Origin of the sequence: Acetobacterium sp. UBA5834 (assembly GCF_002435675.1) — a bacterium.
Lineage (GTDB): Bacteria > Bacillota > Clostridia > Eubacteriales > Eubacteriaceae > Acetobacterium > Acetobacterium wieringae.
In genome coordinates, this window is record NZ_DJGY01000054.1 from 18467 (window position 1) to 37327 (window position 18861).

General features: G+C 43.8%; 18 protein-coding genes. 17 read left to right on the forward strand and 1 reads right to left on the reverse strand.

Translation table 11 applies throughout. The features are described from left to right. Positions 1-132 precede the first annotated feature (132 nt). The 16 genes from B3F51_RS10670 to B3F51_RS10745 all read left to right on the forward strand — a co-directional run bounded on the left by B3F51_RS10670 (position 133) and on the right by B3F51_RS10745 (position 16006). Positions 133-2274, forward strand: a complete 2142-nt coding sequence (locus B3F51_RS10670; RefSeq protein WP_349680218.1) for a Tex family protein — start codon at positions 133-135, stop codon at positions 2272-2274. 112 nt (positions 2275-2386) lie between these two features. Further along, positions 2387-2872, forward strand: coding sequence for a CarD family transcriptional regulator (locus tag B3F51_RS10675; protein WP_070369665.1), 486 nt, complete (start codon positions 2387-2389; stop codon positions 2870-2872). Between the two features lie 89 nt (positions 2873-2961). Continuing rightward, positions 2962-4074, forward strand: coding sequence for a PIN/TRAM domain-containing protein (locus B3F51_RS10680; RefSeq protein ID WP_286947019.1), 1113 nt, complete (start codon positions 2962-2964; stop codon positions 4072-4074). 185 nt (positions 4075-4259) lie between these two features. Further along, a complete protein-coding gene (locus B3F51_RS10685; protein ID WP_286947020.1) occupies positions 4260-5660 on the forward strand; it encodes an RsmF rRNA methyltransferase first C-terminal domain-containing protein in 1401 nt (466 codons plus the stop codon). A gap of 10 nt (positions 5661-5670) precedes the next feature. Next, entirely contained in the window at positions 5671-6075 is a 405-nt protein-coding gene (locus B3F51_RS10690) for a DapH/DapD/GlmU-related protein (protein WP_286947021.1), read from the forward strand. Between the two features lie 8 nt (positions 6076-6083). Beyond that, positions 6084-6575, forward strand: a complete 492-nt coding sequence (locus tag B3F51_RS10695; RefSeq protein ID WP_286947023.1) for a DUF523 domain-containing protein — start codon at positions 6084-6086, stop codon at positions 6573-6575. Between the two features lie 96 nt (positions 6576-6671). Next, the gene (locus B3F51_RS10700; protein WP_070369660.1) at positions 6672-7724 is read left to right on the forward strand and encodes a D-alanine--D-alanine ligase family protein; all 1053 of its coding nucleotides are present in this window, start codon (positions 6672-6674) and stop codon (positions 7722-7724) included. A 120-nt stretch (positions 7725-7844) separates the two neighbouring features. Next, positions 7845-8276 (forward strand): DUF1934 domain-containing protein, encoded by a 432-nt coding sequence (locus B3F51_RS10705; protein WP_070369659.1) that lies wholly within the window; start codon positions 7845-7847, stop codon positions 8274-8276. Positions 8277-8402: 126 nt separating this feature from the next. Next, on the forward strand, positions 8403-10079 hold the full coding sequence (gene argS / locus B3F51_RS10710; protein WP_070369658.1) for an arginine--tRNA ligase: 1677 nt from the start codon (positions 8403-8405) through the stop codon (positions 10077-10079). A 2-nt stretch (positions 10080-10081) separates the two neighbouring features. Then, the gene (locus tag B3F51_RS10715) at positions 10082-10789 is read left to right on the forward strand and encodes a tRNA threonylcarbamoyladenosine dehydratase (RefSeq protein ID WP_070369657.1); all 708 of its coding nucleotides are present in this window, start codon (positions 10082-10084) and stop codon (positions 10787-10789) included. Between the two features lie 356 nt (positions 10790-11145). Further along, positions 11146-11631, forward strand: a complete 486-nt coding sequence (ispF, locus tag B3F51_RS10720; RefSeq protein WP_070369698.1) for a 2-C-methyl-D-erythritol 2,4-cyclodiphosphate synthase — start codon at positions 11146-11148, stop codon at positions 11629-11631. Continuing rightward, a complete protein-coding gene (locus tag B3F51_RS10725; protein ID WP_148638042.1) occupies positions 11628-12323 on the forward strand; it encodes a 5'-methylthioadenosine/adenosylhomocysteine nucleosidase in 696 nt (231 codons plus the stop codon). Before ispF ends, B3F51_RS10725 begins: the two co-directional genes overlap by 4 nt. Then, complete coding sequence (gene alr, locus B3F51_RS10730; protein ID WP_286947026.1) at positions 12320-13507, forward strand: alanine racemase; 1188 nt, start codon at positions 12320-12322, stop codon at positions 13505-13507. The genes B3F51_RS10725 and alr overlap by 4 nt, the downstream gene beginning before the upstream one ends. A 14-nt stretch (positions 13508-13521) precedes the next feature. After that, positions 13522-14331, forward strand: coding sequence for a transketolase (locus B3F51_RS10735; RefSeq protein WP_070369654.1), 810 nt, complete (start codon positions 13522-13524; stop codon positions 14329-14331). 2 nt (positions 14332-14333) lie between these two features. Next, positions 14334-15272 carry a transketolase family protein gene (locus B3F51_RS10740; RefSeq protein ID WP_250934455.1) on the forward strand — a complete coding sequence of 313 codons (939 nt, stop codon included), beginning with the start codon at positions 14334-14336 and terminating at the stop codon, positions 15270-15272. Positions 15273-15406: 134 nt separating this feature from the next. Beyond that, the gene (locus B3F51_RS10745; protein ID WP_286947029.1) at positions 15407-16006 is read left to right on the forward strand and encodes a nitroreductase family protein; all 600 of its coding nucleotides are present in this window, start codon (positions 15407-15409) and stop codon (positions 16004-16006) included. Between the two features lie 48 nt (positions 16007-16054). On the opposite strand, the gene B3F51_RS10750 is transcribed toward B3F51_RS10745, so the two are convergent. Continuing rightward, positions 16055-17623: a DUF2284 domain-containing protein gene (locus B3F51_RS10750; protein WP_286947031.1), complete on the reverse strand. Its 1569-nt coding sequence runs from the start codon at positions 17621-17623 to the stop codon at positions 16055-16057. 380 nt (positions 17624-18003) lie between these two features. Here B3F51_RS10750 and B3F51_RS10755 point away from each other — a divergent pair, with 380 nt between their 5' ends. Further along, positions 18004-18858 (forward strand): sce7726 family protein, encoded by an 855-nt coding sequence (locus B3F51_RS10755; RefSeq protein ID WP_286947033.1) that lies wholly within the window; start codon positions 18004-18006, stop codon positions 18856-18858. The last annotated feature ends 3 nt before the right edge of the window (positions 18859-18861 follow it).

The window sequence follows — 18861 nt, forward strand, 5'->3', positions numbered from 1 at the left end:
GGCGGTTTAAACAGTCATTCGGTTATTTTATGGAAGATTTGTGATTATACCAAAAAAATGTTAAACTATTCTTTGATATTTACACCAATTAATTAAAATGTGGAATTAAGAAATTTAGAAATGGAGTATTTTGTGGAAAATATTATTAACCAACTGGCAAAAGAATTTTCAATACGCCCCCAGCAGGTGGAAGATACCATCAATTTAATCGATGGGGGAAATACCATTCCCTTTATCGCCCGTTATCGAAAAGAGGTCACCGGAAATCTAAGTGATGCACTATTGCGGGATCTGGATGTGCGGTTAACATATTTACGAAAACTGGAAAAACGAAAAGAAGAGGTTACCGGTAGTATTTTGGAACAGGGCAAGCTGACCCCTGAACTAAAAAGCGCCATTTTAAAAAGCCAAACCCTTCAGGAAGTGGAAGACCTCTACCTGCCTTATAAACAGAAAAAGAAAACCCGGGCATCAGTGGCCCGGGAAAAAGGGTTAGAACCTCTGGCACTGCAGATCTTAGCCCAAGAGTTAACTGAAGCCGAGTTGGAAACAGCGGCGTTTAAGTACATTGACGCCGAAAAAGAAATCGCCACCGTCGACGAAGCACTGCAACTGGCCATGGATATTATCGCCGAAGTAATTTCGGATACGGCTACTTACCGGGGCGTGATAAGGAAGTGTACCTTCGACAAGGGCCAGATCAAATCCACCGTGGTCAAGGGAAAAGAAGCGGAAAACCCGGAGCTGGAAATGTATTTTGATCATACTGAAGCGATCAAAACCATTAAGGATCACCGGATTCTGGCAATTAACCGGGGCGAAAAGAAAAAAGCCCTGTCGGTTAAGTTGTTGGCACCGAGCGAGGAAATTCTTGCCTACCTGAAGAAGGAATTGCTAAAAGCCCAGCCCTCAAGCTATCTGTTAAATGCCATTGATGACAGTTATACCCGGCTGATTGCGCCAGCCATTGAGCGGGAAATCCGGACGGCACTAAAAGAGCGGGCGGAAGAGGGGGCCATCAAGATGTTTGCGCTAAACCTTAAAAAACTGCTGCTCCAGCCACCCTTTAAAGAAAAAGTCACGATGGGCTTTGACCCGGCCTTCCGAACCGGCTGTAAGATTGCCATTCTTGATGCGGTCGGAAAGGTGCTGGACTATACCACCATTTATCCCACCTTTGGCAAGGGTCAGGCCGAAAAAGCGGAAAAAGAGTTGATTGAACTGATTGAACGCCATCAGGTCGATATTATTGCCATCGGCAATGGTACCGCTTCCCGGGAGTCCGAGCAGTTTGTGGCTGAAACCATCAAAAAAACCACGGTGCCGGTTCAGTACATTGTGGTCAACGAGGCCGGGGCTTCGGTTTATTCGGCCTCAGAGCTGGGCACTGAAGAGTACCCGGATATCAATGTCTCCATCCGGGGGGCCATCTCGATTGGGGGGCGGCTTCAGGATCCGTTGTCGGAGCTGGTAAAAATTGACCCGAAGCACATCGGGGTGGGGCAGTATCAGCACGACGTCAATCAGAAGGAACTGGAGCGGGTACTGGAAGCAACGGTTGAAGATGCTGTTAATAATGTCGGGGTTAACGTTAACCGGGCTTCGGTGGCACTGCTCAAGTACGTAGCTGGGGTCAACAAAACCATTGCCAATAATATTTTGGATTATCGCAACAGCGTCGGCCCGATTAAGAATCGAAAAGAATTGATGAAGGTCAAAGGGTTGGGTGCCAAAGCCTATGAACAATGCGCCGGGTTTTTGCGGATTGATGACGGCGATAACATCCTCGATAATACCGGGGTTCACCCGGAGGCTTATAAAAGTGTCGAAAAACTCTTGAAATTAAAAGGGATTAAAAAAGAAAAGCTGGGTAGCCGGGAACAACAGGATTTGTTTAATGATATGAATTATTCGGAAATGGCGGCCCAGCTGGAAATCGGGATTCCAACCCTATACGATATTGTCAAGGAACTAAAAAAACCGGGACGGGATCCCCGGGAGAATGCGCCCAAGCCCCATTTGCGGTCTGATGTTTTATCGATGAGTGATCTGGAAGTGGATATGGAACTGACAGGCACGGTAAGGAACGTCATCGATTTTGGTGCCTTTGTCGATATTGGGGTTCATCAGGATGGCCTGGTGCATATCTCCCAAATCACCGATCGCTATATTAAGCACCCGTCCGAAGCGGTTTCTCTGGGGGATGTGGTAACCGTTAAGGTGCTGGCGGTGGATCTGAAAAGAAAACGAATCAGTTTAACCATGATTATATAACCACGATTATTAAAAAAATATTGACAGCGGGATAAGTTTTTTATAAAATAAAAGGCTTCTCCCTTTTTTTTGTGTTATAATAACTCCAGAATCGATGATAGGAGTGGATAAAATGTACAAGATTGGGGATAAAATTGTTTATCCAATGCACGGAGCGGGTATCATTGAAGCAATCGAAGAACGAGAAATATTTGAAGAAACGAAACCTTACTACATCATGCAGATCGTGTCCGAAGGTTTGCAGATTTTAATTCCGGTTGATAAAGTCGATGATATTGGGGTAAGAACCATCGTGAACCAGTCAGTAATTGATGAGATGATCGAGTCGCTAAAATTACCGATGGATGTGATGGAAAAAAACTGGAACCGACGATATCGGGAACATCTGGAACGTTTAAAAACCGGTGATATTTTTGAAGTCGCCAAGGTCGTTAAGAATCTTATCTTACTGGATCGATTAAAAGGCCTTTCAACCGGGGAAAAGAAAATGCTCAATAATGCCCGGAATTTCATCGTCAGCGAAATGGTCTTGATTCAAGATAAGGATAAAGAAGAAATCCTGGATTTGATCAATAGTTCGGTACAAAGTGAGGCGTGAATTTCGCGCCTTTTGTTGTATTTAATAGTTTAGTCTTAAGAATTGGATGCTATAATTCGAGGTAATGTTTTAGAAAGGAGGTGAAGATAGTGATACAAAAGATACTTCGCGTGTCATTTGGAATTATTGGAATTCTGGTTGGGATAGCCCTGGCCAATGTATTGATAACCAATTCGTGGATCTTGAAAACCATGCAAATTAATCGTACACCTGAATTGGAAATTATTTTTTATGCGGCTTTCATCGTTCTATTCGGACTTATATTTTTCATTCTATTTCCCCTAATGCTAAAAGGCGTAAAAAAGTTGACAAAAATTGTTGAGGCCAGCATGGAAAATGTTCGTCTCATTGACGTTGGCCTGGGCATTGGTGGTTTGGTGATCGGTTTAGTAATTGCCATGCTGATCAGTTTTGCTTTTTCGCAGATTCCGATTCCCTGGATTGGCGGACTCTTAACGATCAGCATTTATATTGTGCTGGGATACATTGGCTTTTCCTTACCAATCAAAAAACGGGAAGATATTCTCCAGGCATTTCAGAGTGCCAAGCGGGAAAAGGACGCCAATGTAACCTTAGGCCAAAAGCGCCCGGCCAAAAAGAAAGGCGCAGCGATTCCCAAACTGTTGGATACCAGCGTGATCATTGATGGACGGATATTTGATATCTGTAAAACCGGTTTTATTGAGGGCCCTCTGGTAATTCCGGTATTTGTGCTCAATGAACTCCAACTGATTTCGGATTCGGCCGATGAACTCAAACGAAATCGGGGCCGTCGGGGTTTGGATATTTTAAATAAAATTCAGACGGATCTGGAAATCGAAGTGCAAATTACTGAAGAAGATTTTGAAGACACCCATGAGGTCGATTCAAAACTGGTTAAACTGGGTAAATCAACCAAAGGCAAGATTCTGACCAACGACTATAATCTGAACAAGGTCGCCACGGTTCAAGGGGTGGATGTGCTTAATATTAATGAGTTGGCCAATGCCGTTAAGCCGATTGTGTTGCCCGGGGAAGAGATGAAGGTTCTTCTGGTTAAAGGGGGAAAAGAAAACGGCCAGGCGGTGGCCTATCTGGATGATGGAACCATGATCGTTGTTGAAAATGGCAAGAAATATATTGGCTCCTCCACGGCTGTTATTGTTACCAGTATTCTGCAAACAGCAGCCGGTCGAATGATTTTTGCAAAACCCAAAAAATAATGTCATGCAATTATAATTTAAATGTAAACACCAGCGTTTGGGCTGGTGTTTTTATTTCGGCGTTTTTTAACAAATTTATTGTAATTGCTCAGGGCTTTACGTATAATGAAATAAGTATTGTTAATAATCAGGGTGGTGCCAGAAATGGAATTGTCTGAAATAAAGTAGTTAAAATGGGGATCACAATGCAATTACCTGAAGCCTTTAAGGAAAAAATGAAAAATCTGATGGGCGCATCCTATCAGAGTCTGCTGGATTCCTATGACCAGCCGGAGAGCAAGGGGATTCGCACCAATACCCTGAAGCTTACGCCTGATGAACTGGCCAATAAATTACCGTTTAAGACCCAGAGTGTGAACTGGTGTAAAGATGGATTCTATATTGATCATACGGTGCGGCCGGGCAAAAATCCCTATTATTATGCCGGGCTTTATTATGTTCAGGAACCGACAGCGATGGCGGCGGTTGAAGTGCTTGACCCTCAGCCGGGGGATTGGGTCCTGGATCTTTGTGCGGCACCGGGAGGGAAATCCACCCAAATCGGAGCCCGACTTCAAGGAGTGGGGGTGCTGGTTGCCAATGAGCTGGTTAATTCCCGGGCTGGTGTCCTTTCTACCAATATTGAGCGGATGGGGATCACCAATGCCCTTGTGACCAACGAATTTCCGGAACGGTTGGTGGATTCTTTTTATGAGCGCTTTGATAAGATATTAGTCGATGCCCCCTGCTCTGGCGAGGGGATGTTCCGTAAAGATCCTGGTGCGCTGGCTGACTGGAGTCTGGAACGGGTTGACCGTTGTCGGGGAAAGCAGGAAAAAATACTGGAAAGTGCCCATCGTCTGCTAAAACCCGGCGGGGTGCTGGTTTATTCAACCTGTACCTTTTCACCGGAAGAAAATGAACAAATGATCGAAGCGTTTATCGAAAAATATCCCTATGAAGTGGAAACGGTTGAGTTACCCGGGATTACTGATCATGGCCAGGTTGCCTGGACCCGAAAGCAGCAGCAGGCCATTGCCAAAACGCTGCGGATTATGCCAATGACAGTCAAAGGTGAGGGGCATTTTATTGCCAGACTAAAAAAACTGCCAGGCCTGGCTGAGAACCTTGATATTAAACAGGGATATGCCAAATCCCGCTTGAAAAAGGCAACTCGGATGGAGTTGCAGGACTATAGTGATTTTGCCAAAAACAACCTTGACCCGGAATTTTATCAAAAAATTGCAGACCGGCTCTATCTTTTGGGAGAACATCTCTATGCTATCCCGACAGGGATTTTACTCGAGCGGATTGCCAATTTAAAACTGTTGCGTCCTGGTCTTCACCTGGGCACCTTTAAGAAAAATCGTTTTGAGCCCAGCTATGCGCTGGCTATGGCGCTTGACTTATCGCAGGCCCGAAACAGCTGCAATTTAAACGATGAAGAGCTGGCCTACCAGTATTTAAAGGGGGAGGCATTAAATCGCAAGGCTCCCAAAGGGTGGGTTCTGATTGGTTACAATGGCTATCCGCTGGGATTTGGTAAAGCCAGCGAAGGGTTGATCAAGAACCACTACCCCAAGGGTTTGAGAATCAGAAAAAAATAGGAGAAAGCAGATGAAACACCAGGTGAACGAAAAAAATGTTCACCCCAGTGCGGTGATTGCCGAAGCGGTCACGATGGGAAATGAAACCACCATTGGTGCCGGGGCAATTGTCGGCGCCGGGGTTTCCATTGGAGAGAATTGTCAGATTGGTACCGGGGTGATCATCGAAGCAAACACCAGGGTTGAAGATAACTGTGTTTTGGAGCCTGGAGTGATTATTGGAAAAGATGTGACCATCGGTCATCATACCAAAATCGGAATGGGCGCCAGAGTTACCAACAAGGTAACGATTGGTTCCGGTTCGATCATAAAAATTGGTGAAATTATCTTAAAAGATATGATTTATAAAATGGTATTTAAGCGGGGTGCCTGGATTTACCGGGAGGACAGTTTGGATCATAAAAATGAAGAATGAGGGAAAAAATGAATCAGAAAGACTTTACTTGTTTAAAAGAAGCGTTGGAAAAGAAAAAAAAGATTTTAGTGTCCAGCTGTTTGCTGGGAATGAAGATTAATTATGAGGGTAAAGCCCATCCGGTCAACGAACTGCGACAGCTCTTTCTGCAGGGACAGGCTATTCCAGTTTGTCCGGAGGTGCTGGCAACCATGCCAATCCCCCGGGATCCGGCGGAAATAGTCGTGGTCAATGGGGAGCGGAAAGTGTATAATAATAAAAAAATAGATGTGTCTGAAGAATATCTGCTGGGAGCGCAACGGACTTTAGACACAGCCCGAACATCAGGCGCTAAAATTGCCATTATGAAAAGCAAGAGCCCTTCCTGTGGCTGTGGTAAAATTTATGATGGCACCTTCAGTGAGAATCTGGTTAGTGGGGATGGTATCACTGTCGCCCTATTAAAAGAAAATGGCATTCGGGTTATTACTGAAGAAGATTTTTTAGAGTGTCTGAAATAGCCGGGTCTTTGTGAAGGGGTCGCAAAGCGGACTGATAGTTGTTATCATTGATACAATCATAATAACGAGATCTCGAAAGAAAAGTGAGGAAAAGATATGAAAAACAAACTCAATATCGGCGTGGTTTTTGGAGGCCAGTCGGGCGAGCATGAGGTTTCCAGAGTCTCTGCTTACAATGTTTTAGGGGTTATTGATCGGAGTAAGTATAACATTGTTACCATCGGGATCTCAAAGCAGGGGAAATGGTATTTATACTCCGGTGATGCCGAAAAAATCAAGGATGGTTCCTGGGAGCAGGATCAAGACAACCTGATTGCTGATTTTTCAATTTTCTCGCATCCGGAAATCGCTAAAATTGATGTTTTTTTTCCTGTTCTTCACGGACCAATGGGAGAAGATGGGACCATCCAGGGTGTTTTTGAAATGCTCAACAAACCCTATGTGGGGTGTGGGGTGTTAAGCTCAGCGGTGGGAATGGATAAGGTCTTCTCCAAGATTATGTTCCAAAGCGTGGGAATCCCCACCGGCAAATATATCTATTTTCGGGAAAATGAGTGGAAACGAGATGCAGACAGCAAAATTGTCGAGATCGAAGCGGATCTGGGTTATCCGATTTTTGTTAAACCGGCCAATATGGGCTCCAGCGTGGGCATCAGCAAAGCGCATGACCGAAACGAGCTGGTTGCTGCCATTAATGAAGCATTTATCTATGACAATAAATTGATTCTGGAAGACTTTGTCAAAGGCAGAGAAATCGAATGTGCTGTGTTGGAAGTCGGAGACGTCATTCGTGCCTCGATTCCCGGAGAAGTCATTCCTTCAAAAGAGTTTTATGATTATGAAGCCAAATACTCAGCGACCGAAGATTCCAAGGTGGTCATTCCGGCTGAGCTATCTCAGGAAGTTACCGAAAAAGTCAGAGCCTATGCCATTAAAGCCTTTGAAGCCATTGAAGGTTCCGGCTTGACCCGGGTCGATTTTTTTGTCACGGATGATGAACGCATTTTAATCAATGAAGTAAACACCCTGCCGGGATTTACCAACATCAGTATGTATCCAAAAATGTGGGAAGCCACCGGAATTGGGTATATAGAACTTGTAGATCTGATTATTGCGTCAGCCAAGCGGAAACGCACCACAACCAACTAGGTTGTCCGATTTCTTTATGATGCGTAATCCTAATAAAAACTTAAACGGATAATTTTTCTTGATAAAAAAACCCAACAATGGTTTAATAGTGGGAGAAATTATACCTCTAGGAGGAGACCAATGACTGAAGAAAGAAAAAAAGTGTGGTTATCCATTTCGGGAACCGTCAAAAACGAAGAAGAAAAGGATACCCTGGAGTTCCTGACCGAAGGAGATTTATATAAAGAAGCCAACAGGTCCTGTGTAACATATCAAGAATCGGAAGTTTCCGGGATGGAAGGAACAATCACCACCGTTTGTGTTGATGCGCAAAAAGTATCAGTCATTCGTCTGGGAACCACCAATTCCATTATGGAATTTGAGCGGGGAAAACGAAACCTGACCTGGTATTCCACCCCTTACGGGGATGTGACCATGGGGATTTTAACCAAGGATGTATTTGTCAATTATAATGAGGATAAAGAGCCCACCAAGGTGTCCATCGATTATGACATCGAAATTGAAGGGGTGACCAATTCTCAGAATATTCTAAACATCAAAATCACCCAATAAAAATGGCAGCAATGCCAATCACAGGAGAAGCGCCAGTTGCGCTTCTCCTTTAAATTTCACCTGACCAGCAGAATTAAAAAGTCACGAGTTACTGATAATAAAAAGAAAAGTGAGAGGAAACAAAGGATGTACATACGTGAAAAGATCACCAAACAGATTAAAACAATCATTGGCGATGCGCTGAATCAAACGGTTGAATCGGGGGCATTGACCATTGAAACCATGCCAGATCTTTTTCTGGAGATTCCCAGAGAAAAAGAACATGGTGAGTATTCGACCAATATCGCCATGCAGCTGCCCAAACAGACGAAAAAAGCGCCCCGTTTTATTGCCGAAACCCTGGTGGCAAATATGCAAATTGCCGACTCCTACATTGAATCCATCGAAATAGCCGGACCGGGCTTTATTAATTTTAAACTCAAACCCTATTGGCAGTATGCGGTTTTAGCCGAAGTGGCAGATTTGAAAGCCGATTACGGCCGGAGTCAGAAAAATGCCGGAAAGAAATTTAACCTGGAGTTTATTTCGGCCAATCCGACCGGACCGATGCACATGGGCAATGCCCGGGGTGGAGCTATTGGCGATATCTTAGCGGCAGTGGCTGATTGGACCGGCTACGCCGTCACCCGGGAATTTTATATTAATGACGCCGGAAACCAGATTGTCAAATTCGGTGATTCTCTCGATGCTCGCTACCGACAATTGATGGGCGAGGATATTCCCTTTCCGGAAGATGGATATCAGGGAGAAGACATTACCGACCATATGAAAGCATTTATTGCAGCCAATGGTGATGTCCACCGCTTACTGACACCGGAAGAACGCAAACCAATTTTGATTGATTATGCGCTGAACAAAAACCTCAGCCAGATGAGAAGCGATCTCGAAGCCTATGGAATCCGCTATGATGTCTGGTTTTCGGAACAGAGCCTTTATGACAGCGGTGCCATTGAGAAGACCATTGAGCTGCTCGGAAAGGGGGGCTTTACCTACGAACAGGAAGGCGCCTTATGGTTTAAAGCAACTGAATTCGGTTCCGATAAGGATGATGTATTAATCCGGGCCAATGGATTACCCACCTATTTTATGGCTGATATCGCCTATCACATGGATAAGTTTATCAACCGTGGATTTGATCGCTGTATCAACGTCTGGGGGGCTGATCACCACGGTCATGTAGCTCGCCTTAAAGGCGCTTTAACGGCAGTTGGAATTGATGCCAGTAATTTTGAGGTGGTCATCATGCAACTGGTACGCTTGCTTCGAAACGGTGAAGTGGCAAGAATGTCCAAACGCCAGGGAAAAGCCATTGCACTGACCGATCTCATCGATGAAGTGGGCGTTGATGCCACCCGCTTTTTCTTCAATCTGCGCTCGCCGGACAGTCACTTTGACTTTGATCTGGATTTGGCCATTGAGCAGTCCAATGACAATCCGGTGTTTTATGTGCAGTATGCCCATGCCCGAATCTGTAGCATTATTCGCCAGATGACCGAAGAACTGGATCAGACGATTCCCCTGGATTACAGCCGCCTGGTTGAAAAAGAAGAATTGAATCTGATGGAAATCCTTGCTAATTTCCCGGATGAAATTTTGACTGCTGAAGATAAATTGGATCCCAGCCGAATTACCCGCTATGCCATTGATCTGGCCGCAGCCTTCCACAGTTTTTATAATGCCTGCCACGTTCGGGTTGACGACAAGGCTTTAATGAAGGCCCGAGTTGCGCTGATTGAGGCAACAAAGCAGGTTATTCAAAATGCTCTGGGTATTTTGGGAGTATCGGCTCCGGAAAGAATGTAAAAATGAAAACAGAATCAGGAATCTTTGACCGAACCGAAAAACTGATTGGAAAACCCGGTTTGGAGATTCTAAAAAATTCAAGAATCATCCTGTTCGGGGTTGGTGGTGTTGGTTCTTTTGTGGCCGAAGCTTTAATTCGCAGTGGGGTTGGTTTTTTAACAATTGTGGATAAAGACATCATCGATCCCAGTAATCTGAATCGTCAGATTATGGCCAATGTTAAAACCATCGGTAAGAAAAAAGTGGATGTCATGGCCAGAAGACTGATTGCCATTAATCCGCTTTCGATTGTTCATCCGATGCATAAATGCTATACCCCTGAGAATTATCAGGAATTTCATCTTCAGGACTATGATTATATCATCGATGCGGTGGATATGGTGACGGCAAAAATCGATCTGGTCATTAAAAGTCAGCAAAACAAGGTGCCGATTATCAGTTGTATGGGAACGGGAAATAAGCTCGATGCTAGCCGCTTTAATATTACTGACATCTATGAAACTTCGGTTTGTCCGCTGGCCAAAGTGATGCGAAAAGAACTGCGGGAACGGGGGGTAAAATCACTAAAAGTGCTTTATTCCACTGAAGAACCGATTATCCGAGAAACCCCGCCCGGCAGCATTGCCTTTGTCCCATCGGTAGCCGGTCTTTTGATTGCCGGAGAAGTGGTCCGGGATCTGTTAAAAACGAACAGCGGACATGAGGATTAATATTTTGACAATAGTCACCAGATCAAATAGCTTAAAAGCCATTTAAGTTATTTATTTGGTGGCGTTTTTTTGTTTGCTTTATGTTATAATTTTTAATGAAAATTCAAGTTCAGAGAAATTCACAGGATCGGCCTCGAAGCATACAGCCGGAAAAACAATTTAACCTCTGAATTGAGACAAAAGTTTTCGAAAAAAGATATTATTTTATCATTTGCAAAAATAAAAGTGTTATTCAGATGGATTCTGGGTGCATTTCGGGATCGCCAGATGTAAATTTGTGGAAACGAAAATAATCTGTACAAATGGCTGAAAATGTGGTTAAATTTATTTGGAAACGAGCTGGAAGGAGTAAAATGATACGGATCGGAATTGGTTATGATGTCCATCGTTTAGTAAAAAATCGATCACTCATTTTAGGCGGTGTAAAAATAGATCATTCTTTGGGGCTAAAGGGCCATTCGGATGCGGACGTATTGGTGCATGCCATTATGGATGCCTTGTTAGGCGCCCTGGCATTGGGCGATATCGGCAAACATTTTCCGGATGCTGATGCCGCCTACAAAGATTGCGACAGTTTGCTGCTACTTAAAAAAGTGGGACAATTGGTGGCAGAAAATGGATATATAATTAACAACATCGATTCAACGATTATTGCACAAGCCCCAAAGCTTGCGCCGTATATTGAAATGATGGTGGAAAATATCAGAATTACTCTGGATTTATCCAGAGGTTGTGTTAGTGTAAAAGCGACAACCGAAGAAGGTCTGGGTTTTACTGGAAGTGAACAGGGAATCGCTGCCAATGCAGCGGTGAGTCTTTTGAAGGGAGAAAAAAGCAGATGATCGGTATTATTGCAGCCATGGACAGTGAGGTTCGTGACATCAAAGCGGCGATGGAAGATGGGATCAAGGTTCATCACGGAGGAATGACTTTTTTTAAAGGAAAACTTCATCAGAAAGAAGTGGTGGCTGTCAAAAGTGGAATCGGAAAAGTTAATGCCGCCATGTGTGCTCAGGTATTGATTGACATTTTTAAAGTAACGGCCATTATCCATGTAGGGGTAGCTGGTGCAGTGCATCCCGAGCTGGAAATTGGTGACATCGTTATTTCTGAAGACAGTTGTCAATATGATATGGATGCCCGGGCCTTTGGTCATCCCCGGGGTGAAATACCAAACATGGATATTACCTTTTTCAAGGCCGATTCAACCCTTATCAAGCTGGCGGTGGCAGCTGCGCAAGATCTTGGTGCGACGCATCGGGTGGGTCGAATTATGACTGCCGATTTAGGTGTGAACTCCAACCAGCTCAAACAAGAATTACTGGAAGAATTCGGCGGTCTTTGTGTGGAAATGGAAGGGGCAGCAGTAGGACAGGTGGCAATGCTCAATCAGGTTCCCTATCTGGTCATTCGTTCCATGTCTGACAAAGCCGATTCCAATCTGACTGATGATTACAAGGCAAATCTCGAAGCATCAATCAAAAATGGGGTAGCCATGGTGCTAAAAATGGTTCAGGAAGTTCCGACGGCATGAAAGAGTTGGCACTCCGCCCGACCTGGGCAGAAATTGACCTGGATGCTCTGACCAGTAATTACGAAGAAATTCGCCGGATTGTCGGGCCTGACGTTAAAATTCTGGGCGTGGTCAAAGCTGATGCTTATGGTCATGGCAGTTTGGAATGTGCCAGAACCCTTTGTGATGCCGGGGTGGATATGTTGGCGGTCGCTTTCATCGATGAAGCCATCGCCCTGCGACAGGGGGGGATAACCGAGCCGATTTTACTGCTCGGTTATACCTCAAAAGCGCACATCCCCGATCTGATTCGCTGGGATGTGATTCCCGGTGTTTATCAGATGGATTTTGCCCAGGCTTTGTCGGAGCATTGTCAGGAAATTGGCATTCGCCATCCCATTCATGTAAAAATTGATACGGGTATGGGGCGCATTGGGATTGGCTGGCGAGAAGCTTCACAAGCAATTGAGGCGATGAATCAATTGGAAGGAATCGAACTTCAGGGGTTGTTTACCCATTTTTCCACCGCCGATGCCGCTGATAAAACCCACACGCAGGAGCAGATTCGACGCTACCGACAGGTTCTCTCGGAACTGGCAGAAAAAAATATTGTTATTCCCATTAAGCATATGGCCAACAGCGCCGGGATATTTGATGTGGACGGCGTTCATTTTGACATGGTGCGGCCGGGGATTATTCTCTACGGTCTCTATCCGTCGGCGGAAGTGGATCGGTCAAAAATCAGCTTAAAACCGGTGATGACCCTGAAGTCAACCATTGTTCATCTCAAAACCCTCCATCCTGGCGAAACCGTCAGCTATGGCAATCGTTTTGTTGCTGAGGAGGATCGAATTATTGGCACCTTACCAATTGGTTATGCCGATGGCTACACCCGGATGCTCAATGGTTTGGCCAAGGTCTTTATTTCCGGTCAGCTGGTGCCGGTGGTTGGTAGCATTTGTATGGATCAATGCATGATTGATTTGACTGATGTGGAAGCCGTTTCCCTGTATGACGAAGTGGAGCTTTTTGGCAACAATATTTCCGCTGATGTATTGGCCGACGCCTTGGGTACCATCAATTATGAAATCACCTGTATGGTCAATAAACGGGTGCCCCGGGTCTTCATTAAGGATGGCGTCCCGCAGGCGATTAGACGAGATATTTTAGATCGGCAAATCAACACAAATAGTGATATTTATTAAAAGAGGAGAATTAAATGGCATTTTTAGAAGAAACCGTTAGGGGAATCCGCAAGGATATTGTAAAAATGATTGGCAAGGCTTCTTCAGGTCATCCTGGGGGATCATTGTCGTCAGCAGAAATTTTAACCCTGCTCTATTTTGAGCAAATGAATGTGGATGAAAATAATCCCCAAAAAGAAGATCGGGATCGTTTTGTGCTGTCAAAAGGACACGCGGCTCCGGTGTTGTATGCAACCCTGGCCGCAAAAGGCTTTTTTCCCAATGCGGAGTTGGAAAATCTGCGACAACTGGGCTCCATCCTTCAGGGTCATCCGGACATGAACAAGGTACCGGGGGTTGATATGTCGACTGGTTCTTTGGGACAGGGAATTTCGGTGGCGGCCGGAATGGCATTGGCCGGAAAAATGGACAACAAATCTCATAAAATTTATGCGCTACTGGGCGATGGTGAACTGCAAGAAGGTCTTGTTTGGGAAGCCGCCATGGCGGCTTCCCACTATCAGCTGAATAATCTGATTGCCTTTGTGGATAATAATAATCTTCAAATTGACGGCGCCATCTGTGAGGTGATGTCACCATTCCCTATTGATGCCAAGTTTGAAGCCTTTGGATGGAATGTCATCACGGTGGAAGATGGACATAGCTTTGATGAACTGCGAACGGCTGTGGAAGCAGCCAAAAAATCAGAGGATAAACCAACTGTGATTATTTGCAAAACGGTTAAGGGTAAATGCGTTTCATTTATGGAAAATAATGCGGGATGGCATGGAAAAGGGCCGAATGCAGAAGAAGTGAAACAAGCATTGGCAGAATTGGAGGCGTAATCATGGCAGAAAAAAAAGCAACACGACAGGCATATGGCGAATATCTGGTAAAGCTGGGAGAAAAGAACCCGAATCTGGTGGTACTGGATGCGGATCTTTCCGGAGCAACCAAGACCAATATTTTTAAGAAGGCACATCCGGAACGGCATTTCAACGTGGGGATTGCCGAAGCAAACCTGATGGGTATGGCGGCTGGTTTGGCAACGGCCGGAAAAGTGCCCTTTGCCAGTACCTTTGCTATTTTCGGGGCTGGCCGGGCTTATGAAATTATCCGTAACAGTATTTGTTATCCAAAATTGAATGTAAAAATTGCCTTAACCCATGCGGGTATCTCCGTAGGTGAAGATGGCGGTTCACACCAGTCTGTTGAAGATATTGCGCTGATGCGGGTATTGCCCAATATGACGGTGTTATCACCGGCAGATGCCATCGAAACCGAAAAAATGCTGGATGCGGCCATGACAATTGACGGACCGGTATATATTCGTTTGGGTCGCAGTGACGTGCCGGTGCTTTTTGATGAAAGCTATCACTTTGAATTGGGTAAAGCCAGTATGATGAAAAGCGGCAGTGATGTGACCATTATTGCGACCGGTTTAATGGTGGCAGCAGCACTGGAAGCGGCTGACCAGCTAAAAGAAGAAGGAATTTCAGCCCAGGTGATTAATATGGGCTCAATCAAACCGATTGATGTGGATGCCATTAAGCAGGCTGCCTTAACGACAGGGGCCATTGTTACCGCCGAAGAACACAGCATTATTGGTGGTTTGGGTGGAGCCGTTGCAGAAGTTTTGGGTGATGAGGCGCCGGTACCGCTGGAACGAGTTGGTGTAAAAGACCTGTTTGGACAATCCGGCAAGGTGGCACCGCTGATGGAAAAATATGGTTTGACGTCGAACGATATCGTAGCTGCTGCAAAAAAAGTGGTGAGTCGCAAATAAATGTAAACCTCGAAAAAACAGGGTCATGATGACCCTGTTTTTTTGAGGTTACTTAATTTACAAATTGAAATTGTCAAAAATAGGAGTATAATACTTATCATAAGGGCTAATATATTTTACAAGAAGGAGTATTTATGCCACTGGATTTTAAAGAAGCTATCGAAGGACGACGCTCAATATACGGGATTTGTAATGAAAGTACCATCACGGCTGAAGAAATACTGGAAATTGTTGACCATTCGACGAAGCACATACCGTCGGCGTTTAACTGCCAAAGTCAGCGGGTTGCAGTATTATTTGGAGAAAAGCATCTGGAATTCTGGGGGATTGTGATGGAAGTACTCAGAAAACGAATTCTAGCAGATGAGTTTCGCCCTACCGAAAATCGAATCAATGGTTTTGCGGCAGGATGCGGGACATTGTTGTTTTATGATGATACCTCAGTGACTAAAGGACTGATGGAAAAGTTTTTGCCCTATCGGGACAGTATTCCGGATTGGGTTGAACAGGCCAATGGAATGCTGCAGTTTGCCATCTGGACGCAATTGGAAGCCGCCGGTCTGGGCGCCAGCCTGCAACACTATAATCCAATTATTGACAAGGACGTCAAAGATGCTTTTCTGATTCCATCGGATTGGCGACTGATTGCTCAGATGCCTTTTGGGGTTCCTACAGAGATGCCCGTTGCAAAGAATTTTGAACCGATCGAACGACGGGTTATCGTCGTCGAATAATAAATCAAAAAAACACGGAATAACCGTGTTTTTTTGATTTATTGGTGTTTACTCAAGTAGCAGCAAACCATAATATTTGACAAACTCATCTTTGGCAGCCAGTGTTTTCAGGGTTTCGCCATTGTTGCGGACGGTTTCGAAAACATCGATGCCAGAGCCCTCCATGGAGGGACGGCGATTTTTGGTATTAAGACAGGGAGCCGTAAGATCGCAGCTGGGGCAGATGTGACAAGGGCCAGCCCAGAAGGCAAAGGCCTTGTGGTAGCCACCGGTAAAGGCTAATCGTTCTGCTTCGAGCATCTTTCGCTGAAATTCACCAGTGCCCGGAATGCCTTTAATCAAAAAGGCGCAGGAATAGCTGGACAACAGCCGTTTCGTTTCTGCCAATGGGATTTCATTGGCCTGACAATGTTTGAGATTGGCCGATGAGCAGCCAAAGGCACATTTGTTTTTGGCAAACTCCGTTACGACCACCGAGTCCGGAGCAATTTCCATGACATCATCAAAGCCAATGGCAAGGAGCGGATGTTTTAAGCGCTGCAGGGGCGATAGTGACAGCGCATTGATAAAGTCGGGTGATTGACTGGCAAAGATGACAGCGGTATCGGTTTCCAGCGGGATTAAAGGCGAGACATGAAGACCAGTTTTTTGCAAGCTGTGAATAATTGACTCGCCAGAGCAGACTTTGCCACCGAAATGAAGCATCCGATTGACCCCCGACAATCTGGCCATCAGGGTAGCATGCTCATCAAAAGCATCGTGAAGCATCAGGATACCTTGAGGTTTAAGCATCGGCAGACAGGTAAGTAATTGATCCAGAATAGATTGATAATCGTTAGCGATGAATAAACCCGTGAATAAGATCAGTGAATAGATATGCTGACTTTTCGCAGCCGTGGTGTCCAGTTCGTCAATGGAACAGCTATTAAATACTGGCCTTTTGAGGTTGCTTAAAGCGGCAGGATCGGTCTGGAAGGGATTATCATCGATCAGGATGGTGATATCCAGTGTTGGAAAAGTATCAATAAAACAGTCCGCCATAGTTTGGGCTCCGGGACCACCGATTAAAATTTTCCCGGATAATTTAGGAAAAAATTTGACACATTCAAGGGCTTTCATGCGGGTTAACTCATGAATTGCCTTTTTTTTCAGTTGGTTTATTTGTTCGGGAGATAAAGACTCCGATTCTTGATTGAGTTTAATTGGTTTGTTTTTTAGCAACGAGGTTTTTAGCTGATGCCATTGTTGTGATTGAAATTTTCGGAATTTGATGGCATCACCCAAATAATCCGGACTGGATGACAGCAAGTAGCGTCTGGTTATGATGGTGTTACTGTAATTCTTCTGATAACAGAAAATTAGTCCCAGGCTTTCCAGCAATGGTAGAAAGGACGAAAGCGCAGCGGCATCAGTTTCAAGCTTTTGGGAAAGCTGCTTAACACCTGCACCGTTAGCGCCATAAGTCTCCAGGCTTTCAAAAAGATCCAGATCCAGAGCTGTGAATAACGCTTCGGATACCCAGTTAGCCGAGGATATATTTTCCAGATACTGGCCGCCATGGGTATGGGGATCGTAGCTGTGTAATGAAAAGGGAGTATCTTTTTCTAAATTTTTCATAATGATTTCCTTTTTTGAAATGTTTGAGGGGGTAAAATGACTAAGTTTTTTATTTCCATAAAATTCCCGATTAATGCGAATGGAAGATCAGAATACAGATCATAAATACAATTATGTTGTCATTATACAACTGAAAAGAAAAATCAGCAAGTCTTAGAGATTAGCAGTGAAAAAGATGAAAAAAGAGATAGCTATGATGAAAGAATTCGAGAATACCACTTTATCGTTGAGGGTGAAACTGAACGGTTTTATTTACAGTTGTTCCAGGTCAATATGAACGTTATCGTAAGTCATCGTTTTACGTAAATAAGCATTTTCAATAATTGTATTTCATGGTATAATAAAAATGTACGATTATGCAATGAAATGGGGGGAGTTTAATGGGAAGCAATAATTTAGTATTAAATAGACTCTTTACCCAAAATGTTTTTCGCAAGCTTATTAATGATAACGAGAATACGACATTTGGTACAATCATTCAACGGTATGCATCAGATTTTGATGAAAAAAATAATGGAGAACTTATTAGTGAAATATATAATTTCATGTCTAAATCTTACCGAAATGAATATTTCTTTCAAAATACACTTCTTAATAAGCTTCTTTTGGGTAGGCATAGTCTTAATACAACGATAGCATTAACACAGATACCTATAGGGAAATCAAAAGCGGATTTCATTCTTATTAATGGCAAAGCTGTTGTATATGAAATAAAATCTGAACTTGATAGTTTCGATAGATTGAGTACACAAATTAGGGATTACTACAAGGCATTTAATCATGTATGTGTGGTAACATCTGAAAATAATTTTAATAAATTGATTAAGATCTTGGATGGCACACCTGTAGGCATTTGTGTTCTAACAAAACGTGATACAATAAGCAAAACTTTAAAAAAAGATGTGATCGAAGACAATTCAAAATTGGAACACCAATCCATCTTTAAAGTTCTACATAAAGGTGAATATGAAGCAATTGTTAAGCAGTATTTTGGAAAACTCCCGAAGACATCACAAGTTTTTTATTATGATGAATGCTATTCTATGTTTTCACAAATACCTATTTTAGAAGCATACGCAATGTCGCTACAACAGCTAAAAAATAGAAACCATATTTTACACAATAAAATAGAAAAAGTACCTTATGAATTAAAATCGCTAATGTATTTTTCAAATCCATCATTACAAGATTACGAAAATTTAGAAATATTTTTACAAAATAAGTTTAGGGGGTAATAA

What these genes read in the sequence shown, in the direction of transcription:
- B3F51_RS10675 (WP_070369665.1), top strand. Translation starts at nt 2,387, where the DNA reads ATGTACAAGATTGGGGATAAAATTGTTTATCCAATGCACGGAGCGGGT.
- B3F51_RS10750 (WP_286947031.1), bottom strand. Translation starts at nt 17,623, where the DNA reads ATGAAAAATTTAGAAAAAGATACTCCCTTTTCATTACACAGCTACGAT.
- B3F51_RS10725 (WP_148638042.1), top strand. Translation starts at nt 11,628, where the DNA reads ATGATCGGTATTATTGCAGCCATGGACAGTGAGGTTCGTGACATCAAA.
- B3F51_RS10700 (WP_070369660.1), top strand. Translation starts at nt 6,672, where the DNA reads ATGAAAAACAAACTCAATATCGGCGTGGTTTTTGGAGGCCAGTCGGGC.
- B3F51_RS10740 (WP_250934455.1), top strand. Translation starts at nt 14,334, where the DNA reads ATGGCAGAAAAAAAAGCAACACGACAGGCATATGGCGAATATCTGGTA.
- alr (WP_286947026.1), top strand. Translation starts at nt 12,320, where the DNA reads ATGAAAGAGTTGGCACTCCGCCCGACCTGGGCAGAAATTGACCTGGAT.
- B3F51_RS10755 (WP_286947033.1), top strand. Translation starts at nt 18,004, where the DNA reads ATGGGAAGCAATAATTTAGTATTAAATAGACTCTTTACCCAAAATGTT.
- B3F51_RS10735 (WP_070369654.1), top strand. Translation starts at nt 13,522, where the DNA reads ATGGCATTTTTAGAAGAAACCGTTAGGGGAATCCGCAAGGATATTGTA.
- B3F51_RS10690 (WP_286947021.1), top strand. Translation starts at nt 5,671, where the DNA reads ATGAAACACCAGGTGAACGAAAAAAATGTTCACCCCAGTGCGGTGATT.
- B3F51_RS10685 (WP_286947020.1), top strand. Translation starts at nt 4,260, where the DNA reads ATGCAATTACCTGAAGCCTTTAAGGAAAAAATGAAAAATCTGATGGGC.
- B3F51_RS10695 (WP_286947023.1), top strand. Translation starts at nt 6,084, where the DNA reads ATGAATCAGAAAGACTTTACTTGTTTAAAAGAAGCGTTGGAAAAGAAA.
- B3F51_RS10705 (WP_070369659.1), top strand. Translation starts at nt 7,845, where the DNA reads ATGACTGAAGAAAGAAAAAAAGTGTGGTTATCCATTTCGGGAACCGTC.
- B3F51_RS10715 (WP_070369657.1), top strand. Translation starts at nt 10,082, where the DNA reads ATGAAAACAGAATCAGGAATCTTTGACCGAACCGAAAAACTGATTGGA.
- B3F51_RS10745 (WP_286947029.1), top strand. Translation starts at nt 15,407, where the DNA reads ATGCCACTGGATTTTAAAGAAGCTATCGAAGGACGACGCTCAATATAC.
- argS (WP_070369658.1), top strand. Translation starts at nt 8,403, where the DNA reads ATGTACATACGTGAAAAGATCACCAAACAGATTAAAACAATCATTGGC.